Raw genomic sequence first — 11277 nt, 5'->3', positions numbered from 1 at the left:
CGGCAGGCTCAGAATCAGCCCAGTATCTCTGCTGCCGGGTAGTAGCAATTGCCGGTGGTGCTTGCGTGGAGGAGCTTACGGCTGAGCAGCTCGTCCAGGCGGATGCGCCCCTCCAACACGCAGTAGAGGTCTCCGCCTTCGATGGTGATGAACGACGTTCCCCGCTTGAAGATGTCGCGGCCACCTGCGGAGAATCCGTTCACGCTCACGAACAAGCCCAGGGCGTTCTTGCTCTTTAGACGCACCTTGCTGTCGAACTTCATCAGGTCCTCGGCCTCGACGGTGCCGGCCAACCACTTGGCCTCGACGATGAAGTGGTCCGTGTTGTAGTAGATCGCCCCGTCTATCTGCTCGCCCTTCAGGTTGTACGCGAGCGTGGGCTCAAGATCGAACAGGGTGAACAGCCGATGCAGGAAGGTTTCGAACTCGCGACCCGCCTGCTGGCGGTTCTCCATTGAATGGAGCCGTAGGAAGTCCTGCGTCAGCTCCTGTAGCACCTGGGCGAAACTGCGACTCCGATTGGCTTCGTCCTGGTGAGCCGCGAGGTCCGCAGCTAGTCTCTCCCGCTCTTCGACTAGACCGGCATGCCGTTCGACCCACCTGGCCAGGTTCGCCACGGCAGCCTGAGCCTCGGCCAGAAGCTCCTTGGCGTCCACCTGCTTCATCAGGTTCGGGAAGGTGTCCAGCCTGGACACATCGATCATCAGCTCGATGGTGAAGTCCCGGTACTCCGACTCCCGGTCCATCAGCATGTGCACCAGTTGTGCTGCTGTCTGGCGCTTCGTCGTGGCGAAGTCGAGGTGCATGAGCAACTCGGGGTGCTCTCGGAGCCTACGTCGAATGTCCTGCTCGAACGGGGCCTTGTTCCAGTTGATCGTGGTCAGCGCCTCGATGAGCGCCCCGTAAGCGTCGGAGTGGATCTTCTTTGCAACGCCCGACTGTGCCCCCACCATGGCCCACCCCAGATCTATGCTCGCTTACCTGCTGCTCAACTGCGGGATGATCTGATTGATTCTACTGTCCTGCGGGGCAGTTGAGCCGCTCTACGGCGCTCGCCACCACGCTCCCGGTCGGGTGGTCGGAGCAGCCCCGTAGCTCCGTCCACTGGTGATTGCTCCACGTGGTTCGGCGGCAGGAGCCACGTGGAACGCAGCGGCGTGGCCATCAGCACGGCCCTTGATCAATTCAGCTGGGTGAGGGCCTCGGAGGCGAGTTGCTCGAAGACCTGCTGGTCGGCAGCGAAGTCCGAGTCGGGGATCGGCCAGTGGATCACGATCTCGGTGAAGCCGAGCTCCTGGTGGCGGCCGGCGAAGTCGACGAAGGCGTCCACAGACTCCAGCGGCCGACCGCGGTCCGGGGTGAAGCCGGTCAGCAGGATCTTGTCCAGCTCCGCGACATCCCGCCCGGACTCGGCACACGCCTTGCCGAGCTTCTCGACCTGCCCACGCAGGGCCGCTACCGACTGCTCCGGGGTCCCCTCCTCGTACAGCTTCGGGTCGCCGGTCGTCACCCACGCCTGCCCGTGGCGCGCTGCGAGCTTCAGCCCGCGCGGCCCGGTCGCCGCGACCGCGAACGGCAGCCGCGGGCGCTGGACACAGCCTGGGATGTTCCGCGCCTCCTCCGCCGTGTAGAAGTCGCCCTTCTGCGAGACCGCGCCCTCGGTGAGCAGGCGGTCGAGCAGCGGCACGAACTCGCCGAAGCGGTCGGCCCGCTCCTTCGGCGTCCACGGCTCCTGGCCGAGCGCGGTGGCGTCGAAGCCGTTGCCGCCGGCCCCGATGCCGAGGGTGACCCGCCCGCCGGAGATGTCGTCGAGCGAGATCAGCTCCTTGGCGAGCGTCACTGGATGCCTGAAATTAGGCGACGTGACGAGGGTCCCCAGGCGCAGGCGGTCCGTGGCCGTGGCGGCGGCGGTAAGGGTGGGCAGGGCGCCGAACCAGGGGCCGTCGCGGAAGGTCCGCCAGGAGAGGTGGTCGTACGTGTACGCGGCGTGGAAGCCGAGTTCCTCGGCGCGCTGCCACTTCGCGCGGCCTCCCTCGTGCCAGCGGTCGACGGGAAGAATCACGGTGCTCAGGCGCAGGCTCATGCCACCGAGCCTACGTCGGACCCAGGGGTGTTCCCATGCGACTCCGGAGCGTGACGCCCTCACGCTGCGGCGATCCGGCCTGGTGCGAGGTGGGCGGCGCCCGCCGGAGCCGTCTCAGTGTGGCGGCCGGGCCCGCCGATCACCCTGGTGCCGGCTCATTGCGCAGCGGTGACCGACCATCCATAGCGGGAGAAAGATGGGCCTTCGTCCTGGTACGCCGCCAGGGCCTGTGTGGAGGTCGGGAACGCGGGGGTGGGCAGGCGGCTCGCGGCGACCCACTCGGCCGTCAGGTGCTTGTCCGGCTCGGTGTTGGTCAGCTCACCGGCCCACGTGTCGGTGGAGAAGACGAACAGGACGAACTGCCCGGCCTGGTCCCAGCCCTGTTCGACGTGGATGACGTGGACGAGGGCGAGATCCGCCGGGTCGACGAGCAGACCGGTCTCCTCCTTGAGTTCGCGGGCGGCGGCCTCGTCGAGGGCTTCGCCGGGTTCGGCCTTGCCACCGGGGAGGGTCCAGGCCGGCTGCGGGGACCAGTTGCGGGCTCCGTAGAGCACGGCGGCGATCGTGTCGGCGTCCTTGTCGTGGACGATCACGCAGACTGCGTTGCGGCTGTTCATCACGCTGGTGTTGATCACGTGCCCACTCCTCGTCGAGGTGCCGGAAGGTGTCGGTGGTCCTGGCGCGCGGCTCGGACTGGCCGAGCCGCTTGGAACGTGGAGGTGCTGCTCAGCGCCCGAGCGTGAGGCCGTCGGCGTTGGTGCGGGAGAAGACCAGGTCGGTCATGTCCTTCGGGGTTTCGTTGCACCGGGCGGGCGGCTGCGGTCGGCGCATGGCTCGGGGGTAGGTGGCCGGGTCGTAGTCGTTGGCGAGCGTGTACGCGTAGAAGCCGTGTTCGCGCAGGGTGTCGATGATGTCGGCGGCGCTCTCGCCCTGCTTGGCCAGGAGTCTGGGTGTGACTTCCACGACGAGTTCCGCATCGTCGCGCAGGTGCGCGAGCGCGGGCAGCAGCCCTCGGATGGCTGCTGCCTCGGCGCCTTCGACGTCGATCTTGATGACGCGGGTGGTGGCGAGCTCAGGCCGGCTGATCAGGTCGGCCAGGGGTGCGGTCGGCACGTCGAAGGCCGTGTGTACGTGGCGGGGCCGGACGGCGGTGGTGTGGCCGAGGTTGGCGGGGTCCTCCAGGTAGAGGGTCAGGGTGCCGTGGGTGTCGGAGGCGGCGGAGCGGACGGCCCGGATGTTGGTGCGGTGGTTGGCGGTGGCCGCGGCGGTCAGGTCGTTGTGGAACTGCGGGGAGGGCTCAATGGTGACGACGCGGCCGTGGGGGCCGACGGCGTGGGAGGCCAAGAGGCTGAAGGCGCCGCGGTGGGCTCCGACGTCGATGAAGGTGTCCCCAGGGCGGAGCCGGTCGCGCAGGAAGGCGCTCAGGTTCGGCTCCCACTCGCCGAACAGGTACTGGTAGCGCTGGATGACGTCGCTGGTGGTGACGCCGACCTTGTCGCCGGACCGCAGCCGGACGGTGGTGCGGACGGGGTGGGTGCGCAGGTGCTCGTCGAGGAAGCTGCCGACGAGCCGGGCCTTGCCCACCGTTCCGGGGGCGTGGCGGACGTAGGCCCGTAGCGCGCGGGCGAGTGCGGAGGCGGACACGGGCGGCTCCTTCGGGTGGTGGTGAGGAGGAACGGGGTCCTGGGCTTGCCGGCGGTGGCAGACTGGCCAAGGAACGCTGGTGGTGTTGAGGGGAGTTGGCGGTGGCCGAGCGCACTCCGGTGGTATTCCTGCTGGTGGGGCTCACCGGCTCGGGGAAGACCACCTATGCCCAGCGGAAGCTGGAGCCCGAGGGTGCTGTGCGGCTGTCCGTGGACGAGGTCGTCTATGAGCGGCACGGCCGGTACGGCGTCGACTACCCGGAGAACACCTACTTCGAGAAGGAGGCCCCGGTCGTCGCCGAGCTGCACGAGCGGCTTGCCGAGCTGGTTGCCGAGGGCCGGGATGTGGTGTGGGACCACGGGCTGTGGCCGCGTAAGGACCGCGACGCGATGAAGGAGCTGGTGGAGTCGGCCGGTGGGCGGTGGCGGCTGCTGTACTTCCCGGTGGAGCGTGACGAGTTGCTGCGCAGGCTGGCGGAGCGCAACGAGCGCGGGGACGCGAACGCACTGGTTGTGACGCCGGAGGCCCTGGACGACTTCTTCGCCCGCTTCGAAGTGCCTCAGGGCGAGGGCGAGGAGATCGTGGAGCGGCTCTGAGGAGTGTGGGGGCGCCAGGTGGTGGCGATCTTGGCGGCTTCGGCTGCCCAGCCGTCCGGCAGGCGGTCGAGGGTGACGCGGCGGAAGGCCAGACGGGGATCGGCGACATCGATGCGGCCGTTGTGGCGGTCGATGTGCTGCAGTAGGCGGGACGCCTCGCTGCGGACGGCCGGGGTGTGCTCGGCCCACTCGCCGGAGGTGAACCGGTCGACCCGCCGGCGCAGGTCGTCCAGGACGCCCGAGCGCCACTTGAAGTGGTGCACGCACGCGAGCGTGTCCGGGTCGGGCCGGTGGCCTGGTGCCCAGTGGTTGCCGGACGCCACGGTCACCGAGGAGTGGGCGAGGACGATCTTGCGGGGGTCGCCCTTGAGGAGCCGGTGGGTGAGGTGTCCGCCGAGCGGGAAGGCCCGGTCCAGTCCGGTTTCCGGGCGCCAGATGGCCAGGCGGCCGTCGTTCGTGGCGCGGTCGAGCATCAGCCCGCCGATCACCTTGTGCCTGGCGGCCTCGGCCTGGGCGATCATCTCGGCGAGCGGGGCGGGGTGGGTCTGGAACTCGTCGGAGTCGGCGATCAGGTGCCAGCCGGCGCCGGCCTGCTCGCGCAAGGAGTCGCGGAGCTGGGTGTTGGTGTGCTCGTGCCACGGTCCGGTGCTGATCCGGGCGGGGACGATGCCGAGGTCGTGGCTGGCTGCGAGGAGCTGGTGTCGCCAGGCGTCGTGGACGTGATCGGGGAAGTGGAAGGCGAGGTGGAACCGCTCGATGCCGAGTCGGCGGTAGTGGGCGGTCCAGGCGGCCAGCAGGGCCGGTTCGACCGGGCCGACCACCGCGACCAGGGCGGGAGAGACGGGCGGCTTCATCGGCACTCCTTGGTCAGACGGGTGTAGGTGTCGGTGAGGAAGGCGGCCTGCTCGGCTGCCGAGTTCATGCCCAGGACCCCGCGCGCCGATGGTCCCGGGCGGGCGGGCGCGTCGGCCGTGAGGTGGTCCAGCGTCTTGGCGAGGGTGTCCGGATCACCTGCCGGGAAGAGTCGGGCCCACGGTTCCCCGGTGAGGCGGGCGGTCAGCTCAGGGTCGTGTGCCGAGACGATCAGCGGGACGGCGAGGCGGGCGGCGTCCATGACCAGTCCTGATTCCTTGCCCACGCCGGGCATCCGGGCGACGAGGGCCGCGTCGGCGGCGGCGTAGACGAGCCGCAGGACCTGGTCGCCGACCGGACCGGGCACGGTGTGAAGGTGGACGTTGGGGAGCTGGTGCCAGCGCGTGAGGACGGCGTCGTCCAGTGGGGCGCCGCACACCAGGACGTGCAGCGGGATGGTGAGGCGGGCGAGGGCGGCGTCGACGGTGGCGATGTCCTTGTACGGCCACCAGCCGCCGACCACGCACACCGCCTTCGCGTCGGCGGGGATCGTGAAGGCAGTGCGAGCACCGTCGCGCTCGGCGTCCGTCAGCGGCCGGCCGTCGTCGACCGCGAACGCCCGCACCTCACCACGAAGGTGAGGGAAGGCTGGCGCGACCTGGCCGCGGACGGCGGTGGTCGGGTACAGCGCGATCACCCGCTTCTCGCCTGCGCGGGCGAGTCGGCCCAGCCACCGGACGGGACGGTCTTCGGTGGTGACCGCCTCGTGGATGAACCGCAGGTGCGGGGTGCCGCCGAGCAGGGCGGTGGCACCGTGCAGGGCCTCGCTCGCGCTGAGGATCACCACCGCCGAGGCCCTCGGGGCGAGGCGGCGTGCGGTGCGAAGGCAGGCGGCCTCGGTCAGGCACCGGGCGAGAAGGATGACTTGGTGCGGGGACCTGCGGACCGCCTGCGGCCAGCGCCGGGAGGCGAAGACCTGCTGGCCGGCGGCGGAGACCCGTGCTGCCGCCCGCGCGGCAGCCAGAAGGATCTTCGCCGCGGGCCCGGCCGCACCGACAGCGACCCGGGTACCGGCCCGCACCAGCGGGCCCAGGTCCTCGCTCAGGCCGCCCGGGGCGATGACGAGGCTGTCCGGCCGCGCGCTGGCGAGCGCCGCCAACGTGCGCTGGTGGTGTCCGCCGCCCCGGTGCGCGTACGGCTCGATCAGCACCAGCGGCCCGGGGGCGGCGCTCATCCGGTCACCGCCTGCTCGCCGTACAGCGTGGTGAAGTGCTGGTGCAGCCAGGGCGGGTCGTTGAGCGCCTCGAAGCGCTGCGGGTCGCGGGCGGCGGCCTGGGCGAAGGCGATTCCGTCGCGGGCTCCGGCCGCCGCGTAGGGGGCGAATTCGCCGTCGCGGCTGGCCGTCCAGGCGGCGATGCGTTCCTGGGCGGAGGCGTCGGTCATGCCGTACTCGCTGCCGCGCGCGAGCATCGCGCACTCGCGGAAGCCCGCCTTCCACGCGTGAAACGGGCTCTGATTGAACCGCGTGACCCCGGCGGTCTGGCGGCAGAACTCGACCCGGCCGGGCAGTGCGGCCAGCACGTCGACGGCCTGGCCCATCTCCCTCAGCGCCGTACGGCGGATCAGCTTGAGCCCGCCGTAGCCGTAGGTCAGGCCGTTGACCGGGTTGACGGCCTGCCAGACCCGCATCGCCACCCCGTCGGCCAGCGGCTGGACTGCGGCGGTGGGGAACTCGGGGTCGATGGCGAAGTCACCGTCGGCGAGGAAGAACTGCTCGGTGTCGACCAGCTCGGCGGTGAGCCGGTAGGCACGTCGCATCCCGCGGACTCCGTGCAGGCGCTTGACGGTGCCGCCCAGCACCCGGGTGAGGCGGGTGTGCAGGGAGCCGGCAAGCGGCTCATCGTAGGAGAGCTGGACCGCGTCGAAGCCGGTCACTTGATCGCCTCCAGGTAGCGGGCGGCCACCACGGCGGGCGTGAGGTCGGCGGTGGAGGCGTACGCGCGCTTGGCGTGCACCAGGTAGAACTCGGCGTCCGTGGCGAGGCGCTCGGCGATCTGGACGGCCTGCTCGTCGGTGTCGAACAGCAGCTCGTGGTCGATGTGCTCGGCAAGCCAGCCGGTACGCGGGCCGATCACGGGCAGGCCCATCGCCTGGCAGTCGATCACCGACATCGACCAGGGGCAGCCAGGTCGGAAGGGGGCGATGCCGAAGTGGGCGCCGGCCAGCAGGTTGCGGTAGCGGATGCGGTCGCCGCGGTCGGAGGCGATGGTGACGCCATCCGTGGTCGCAAGCTCCTCCAGGTGCCGTTCGGGGCTGGGGTCGAGGCGGATGCGCTCGGGGCTGCGGGTGCCGAACAGGTCCATCACCGTGAGCCGCACCGGGGCGTCGGCGACGAGGCGGCGGGCGAGCTGGGTGAATCGGGCGGTGCCGTAGTGCCGGTACAGGCGGTGGTTGTAGATGCCGGTGGCCCGGCCTTCGGGCGGGGTGATGTCGGCCGGGTCGCGCACGAGCCGTACGTCCCTGGGGGCGGGGACGATGTGCAGCTTGTCGCCGAGGTCGACGCCGGTGCGGGCGGCAGCCGCAGTGGTCCAGGAGGCGGCGGTGGAGGAGTGGACCAGGATGCGGTCGCAGGCCGCGAGGCCGGCGGCGAAGGCCAGCAGCACGCTGCGACCGAGGCTGCCGTCGTTCATTGCGGGATCCAGCTCCAGGACGCCGGTGTCGGTGAAGGAGAACGGCAGGTAGTGGCAGTAGCCGGCGATCAGCGCGTCCAGCCCGGCTTCCAGGAGTGCGGCCCGGATCGCGGGGGCGGCCTCGATCTGGTTGGCCACCACTACCTCGGGCCGCCAGTCGCGGATCAGGGTGACCAGGGCGTTCATGCCGGGGTCGAAGCGGGCCCGGTACTTGGTGGACGGCGAGGTGGCGGGCGCGAAGTGCACGCGGGTGTCGCCGACCGGGACCGGCGAGGCCACGGTCACCTCTGCCCCGGCGTCGGTCAGGGCCGGGGCAAGCATGTCGGCGAAGGTGAAGCCGGAGTCGGCGGACAGCTGACTGGAGTTGGAGACGTTGAGCAGATACAGCACGCGCATCGCTGGGGACCCTCCTTCTTGGGGCCCGGGGGTCGACCTGGGCCGGTGAAGGAAGGAAACTGGCAGCCGGGACCGTGACAGAATGGTGAATCGAGATCACTCACGGTTCATTCATCTCATCCGACGGCCAGGGCGGGGGCTTTGATGGACGCGCGGGACGACGCCTTGACGGTCGAGCAGGCCGCCGAGGCGTTCGCGGCGGAAGTCGCCTACTGGCGCGAGGTGCGGGGTCTGGCCAAGCGGGAGTTAGCCCGGAGGATGGGCTTCGACCCGTCCTACGTGAGCCATGTCGAATCGGGCCGTCACAAGCCGACGGAGGACTTCGCCCGCCGTGCGGAGGAAGCCCTCAACGCGGGCAAGGCCATCTGGAAGCGCTGGCTGGACTACGAGGCGGCCAAGGCTCCTGCGGTGCCAGTGGCGGCCGTGCCGACCCCTCGCAGGGCCGAGCAGCCGTACGCGACCGGCTCGGCGATTGTCGTCGAGCACGACGCGGCCCGCCTCGACTACGACGGGCACCTCTACCGGCTCACGATGCGCCGGCTGCTGCGGAACACCGGCAGTGAGCCGATCACCCGCTACCTGATCCGCATCAGCGTCGACCGCTACCCGGGCGAGCCGGAACGCTCCAACGCCCACTACCGCGAGCACCCGCTGACCTGGGACGAGCTCTCCCTGACCGCGACCTGCCGCGGTGAGGAGATGCGCTGGCAGGCCAAGCACGACCGCGACGCCTTCAAGGAGGTGTGGCTGCTGTTCGAGAACGAACAGGGCCGCTTCCCTCTCTACCCGGGCGAGTCGGTGTGGATCGAGTACGCCTACTCCGTGGGCGAGGAGAAGTGGGGCCGCTGGTTCCAACGCGCCGTCCGCCTGCCCACGGAGCACCTGGCGGTCGAACTCGCCTTCCCCGCCGAACTCGACCCCGCGGTGTGGGGCACCGAGACCTCCATGACCGCTGAGGCAGCACCGCTGCGAACGGCCCCGGTCCAGCGCGAGGAGAACGGGATGCGGGTCTTCTCCTGGAGCACGTCCACACCCGCACTCCATGCCCGGTACCGTCTGGAATGGCGGTTCCGGGCGCGACCCGAACGTGAAGCGAACCAAGGGGAGTTCAGGTGATCCAGGTGCGGCCCAGCGAGCAGATGCGTGGCCTCGGCGTCGTGCAGAACGGAGCCCCCGTCCTCGCCGAGCCTGCCCGCGCCTTCGACCTGCCGGCCGAGCGCGAGGCAGCCGAGCACGTCATCGAGCAGCTCTTCTCCGCGATGGAGCGAATCGGGCAGGTCCACCCCTTCGCCAAGGGCATGGGCATCGCGGCCCCGCAGATCGCGATCGGCCGGGCCGCCGCCGTGGTCCAGCCCCCCGACCCCGGCGCCCCGGCGATCGTCCTGCTGAACCCCCGAATCACCGACCGCTCCAACGACGAGGACGAGCAGTACGAGGGCTGCCTGTCGTTCTTTGACGTCCGCGGCCTGGTCCCCCGGCCGCTACGGATCACCGTGGAGACCACCACGCTGGAGGGCCAGCTGGTGACCACCACCTACGAACGCGGGCTCGCTCGACTGATCCACCACGAGATCGACCACCTGGACGGCCTGCTTTACACCGCCCGGATGCGGACGGGCGTCGCTCCGATTCCTGTCGAGCAGTACCGCCAGACCGGCCGCTCGTGGGCCTACGAGCAGTAGCGCCTGCCGGGCCGACAGGGGCGGTGAGCCGTCGGCGTCGGCGTACCCAGCGGGAATGGGAATGCGGAGCGGCATCGGGAGGGTTCCTGCGCAGGTTCGGTGACTGTGGCTGGTGACGGTCGTTGGGCGGACCATGAAGAAGATCATCACCGCCTCCGCACTCGCCCTCGCGGCCCTCGCCCTGGCTGCTCCTGCTCACGCCGACGACGACAGCAACTTCGGCCCCGGCGTCAACGCCGCCAACAACTGGAACTTCAGCGCCGCCTCCGTCTGCTTCCAGGAACTGGCGGTCGTACCTGTGGGTGGCGCGTGGACGGGCGACACCTTCAACCACTGCACCAACGGCAACGTCCTCAACCACGGCGACTGACCACTCCATCCAGGAAAGCCAGCGACGGCGGGGCCAACACGTTTCGGTGTTGGCCCCGCCGGGGTGCTCGGAGTGTCAGCTGCTCGTGATCAGTTGGGTGACGAGGGCCCGGGCAGCCGGGCTGAGGCCGTTGGTGATCTCCTGGGCGTAGGCGGTGTTCGGGCGGGCGGAGAGGTCCTGGACGACGCCCCAGTTCTCGGCGATGAGATGGAGAGCCTGCCTGGACCGCTGGATGGTGTCCCGTCGGTGGACGGCGAACTCCTCGGCGCGCTGGTGGGCCTCGGGCCAGGTGATGTCTCCCCGTTCGACGAGCTCGGCCAGAGGCGGGGTGGTGTCGCCATCGGCGATGCGGATGGTGTCGGCATTGATCACGTACCGCCGGAGCCGTTCCGTCTCCAGCCGCCCGTTCAGCGCCGTTGTGGCGTCGGCGAGGGTGATCTCGCTTTCGGTGACCTGCTCGGCGAGGTCGGGGGCGTGCTCGCGGAGGTGGTCGTACTGCTTCTGCAGGGCGGCGGCCCGAGCCTTGCGCTCGGCGACTGTGTTGTAGGCGTTGTCGAGGCTGAGGGTGCCGGTGCGGACCTGTTCGGCGAGGTCGGGGGAGTGCTTGAGGACGACGTTGGCGGCGGACAGGCGGCTGCGGCTGAGGCCGTGGATCTTGGCCTCGCGACGCAGGGAGTGTCCCGAAAATGAACGGGCCATCACGGTGATCATGGCCTGCTGGCCCTTGCTGAGGTGTCGGCGGAATATGTTCTTGGTGAAGATCAGTGCCGTGGGGTTGTCGCCGGTGTAGGTGGTGAAGCGGGGTTCGACGCAGGCGATCTTGCAGGCGGCGAGTCGGTTGCGGCCGTCGAGGAGGACGCCGTCGGCGTCGATGACGATGTCCTCGTGCTGACCCTCGGTCCTGATCGACTCGGCGAGGTCGAGCAGCTCGCCCTCGCTGAGCATCGGGAACAGGCTGGTGACG

The 11277-nt window shown here is 70.1% G+C and carries 13 protein-coding genes; 4 read left to right on the top strand and 9 right to left on the bottom strand.

Translation table 11 applies throughout. From position 1 onward, the window contains the following. Positions 1–14: 14 nt before the first annotated feature. The 4 genes from ACE1OA_RS17175 to ACE1OA_RS17160 all read right to left on the bottom strand — a co-directional run bounded on the left by ACE1OA_RS17175 (position 15) and on the right by ACE1OA_RS17160 (position 3727). On the bottom strand, positions 15–953 hold the full coding sequence (locus ACE1OA_RS17175; RefSeq protein WP_071267663.1) for a restriction endonuclease: 939 nt from the start codon (positions 951–953) through the stop codon (positions 15–17). Between the two features lie 227 nt (positions 954–1180). Continuing rightward, positions 1181–2083, bottom strand: a complete 903-nt coding sequence (locus ACE1OA_RS17170; RefSeq protein ID WP_432753015.1) for an LLM class flavin-dependent oxidoreductase — start codon at positions 2081–2083, stop codon at positions 1181–1183. A 155-nt stretch (positions 2084–2238) separates the two neighbouring features. Beyond that, positions 2239–2718 carry an NUDIX domain-containing protein gene (locus ACE1OA_RS17165; RefSeq protein ID WP_432753014.1) on the bottom strand — a complete coding sequence of 160 codons (480 nt, stop codon included), beginning with the start codon at positions 2716–2718 and terminating at the stop codon, positions 2239–2241. Between the two features lie 91 nt (positions 2719–2809). Then, positions 2810–3727, bottom strand: a complete 918-nt coding sequence (locus ACE1OA_RS17160; RefSeq protein WP_432753013.1) for an FkbM family methyltransferase — start codon at positions 3725–3727, stop codon at positions 2810–2812. Positions 3728–3828: 101 nt separating this feature from the next. Here ACE1OA_RS17160 and ACE1OA_RS17155 point away from each other — a divergent pair, with 101 nt between their 5' ends. After that, the gene (locus tag ACE1OA_RS17155) at positions 3829–4323 is read left to right on the top strand and encodes an AAA family ATPase (RefSeq protein WP_432753012.1); all 495 of its coding nucleotides are present in this window, start codon (positions 3829–3831) and stop codon (positions 4321–4323) included. Here the strand turns inward: ACE1OA_RS17155 and ACE1OA_RS17150 are convergent. The 4 genes from ACE1OA_RS17150 to ACE1OA_RS17135 are packed head-to-tail and all read right to left on the bottom strand — an operon-like array spanning position 4287 to position 8261. Beyond that, the gene (locus ACE1OA_RS17150) at positions 4287–5177 is read right to left on the bottom strand and encodes a glycosyltransferase family 2 protein (RefSeq protein ID WP_432753011.1); all 891 of its coding nucleotides are present in this window, start codon (positions 5175–5177) and stop codon (positions 4287–4289) included. The two genes, ACE1OA_RS17155 and ACE1OA_RS17150, sit on opposite strands and share 37 nt — an antisense overlap. Further along, the gene (locus ACE1OA_RS17145; protein WP_432753010.1) at positions 5174–6409 is read right to left on the bottom strand and encodes a hypothetical protein; all 1236 of its coding nucleotides are present in this window, start codon (positions 6407–6409) and stop codon (positions 5174–5176) included. The genes ACE1OA_RS17150 and ACE1OA_RS17145 overlap by 4 nt, the downstream gene beginning before the upstream one ends. Then, positions 6406–7110, bottom strand: a complete 705-nt coding sequence (locus ACE1OA_RS17140) for a hypothetical protein (protein ID WP_432753009.1) — start codon at positions 7108–7110, stop codon at positions 6406–6408. The genes ACE1OA_RS17145 and ACE1OA_RS17140 overlap by 4 nt, the downstream gene beginning before the upstream one ends. Continuing rightward, entirely contained in the window at positions 7107–8261 is a 1155-nt protein-coding gene (locus ACE1OA_RS17135; protein ID WP_432753008.1) for a glycosyltransferase family 1 protein, read from the bottom strand. The genes ACE1OA_RS17140 and ACE1OA_RS17135 overlap by 4 nt, the downstream gene beginning before the upstream one ends. Before the next feature lie 144 nt (positions 8262–8405). On the opposite strand from ACE1OA_RS17135, the gene ACE1OA_RS17130 reads away from it, so the two are divergent. The 3 genes from ACE1OA_RS17130 to ACE1OA_RS17120 all read left to right on the top strand — a co-directional run bounded on the left by ACE1OA_RS17130 (position 8406) and on the right by ACE1OA_RS17120 (position 10313). Next, on the top strand, positions 8406–9377 hold the full coding sequence (locus ACE1OA_RS17130; RefSeq protein ID WP_432753007.1) for a helix-turn-helix domain-containing protein: 972 nt from the start codon (positions 8406–8408) through the stop codon (positions 9375–9377). After that, positions 9374–9943, top strand: a complete 570-nt coding sequence (locus ACE1OA_RS17125) for a peptide deformylase (protein ID WP_206302303.1) — start codon at positions 9374–9376, stop codon at positions 9941–9943. Before ACE1OA_RS17130 ends, ACE1OA_RS17125 begins: the two co-directional genes overlap by 4 nt. A gap of 133 nt (positions 9944–10076) precedes the next feature. Then, entirely contained in the window at positions 10077–10313 is a 237-nt protein-coding gene (locus ACE1OA_RS17120) for a hypothetical protein (RefSeq protein WP_362166062.1), read from the top strand. A 75-nt stretch (positions 10314–10388) separates the two neighbouring features. Here the strand turns inward: ACE1OA_RS17120 and ACE1OA_RS17115 are convergent, their stop codons facing one another. Further along, positions 10389–11258, bottom strand: coding sequence for a hypothetical protein (locus tag ACE1OA_RS17115; protein WP_432753006.1), 870 nt, complete (start codon positions 11256–11258; stop codon positions 10389–10391). Positions 11259–11277: the final 19 nt, after the last annotated feature.

Source organism: Streptomyces sp. JL2001 (genome assembly GCF_050917515.1).
Classification (GTDB): Bacteria; Actinomycetota; Actinomycetes; order Streptomycetales; family Streptomycetaceae; genus Streptomyces.
This window is presented reverse-complemented; position numbering and strand designations above follow the sequence as displayed.

Excerpts from the sequence above, each read along its gene's own strand:
- ACE1OA_RS17175 (WP_071267663.1), bottom strand. The coding sequence starts at position 953 with ATGGTGGGGGCACAGTCGGGCGTTGCAAAGAAGATCCACTCCGACGCT.
- ACE1OA_RS17170 (WP_432753015.1), bottom strand. The coding sequence starts at position 2,083 with ATGAGCCTGCGCCTGAGCACCGTGATTCTTCCCGTCGACCGCTGGCAC.
- ACE1OA_RS17150 (WP_432753011.1), bottom strand. The coding sequence starts at position 5,177 with ATGAAGCCGCCCGTCTCTCCCGCCCTGGTCGCGGTGGTCGGCCCGGTC.
- ACE1OA_RS17145 (WP_432753010.1), bottom strand. The coding sequence starts at position 6,409 with ATGAGCGCCGCCCCCGGGCCGCTGGTGCTGATCGAGCCGTACGCGCAC.
- ACE1OA_RS17135 (WP_432753008.1), bottom strand. The coding sequence starts at position 8,261 with ATGCGCGTGCTGTATCTGCTCAACGTCTCCAACTCCAGTCAGCTGTCC.
- ACE1OA_RS17130 (WP_432753007.1), top strand. The coding sequence starts at position 8,406 with ATGGACGCGCGGGACGACGCCTTGACGGTCGAGCAGGCCGCCGAGGCG.
- ACE1OA_RS17120 (WP_362166062.1), top strand. The coding sequence starts at position 10,077 with ATGAAGAAGATCATCACCGCCTCCGCACTCGCCCTCGCGGCCCTCGCC.
- ACE1OA_RS17115 (WP_432753006.1), bottom strand. The coding sequence starts at position 11,258 with ATGCTCAGCGAGGGCGAGCTGCTCGACCTCGCCGAGTCGATCAGGACC.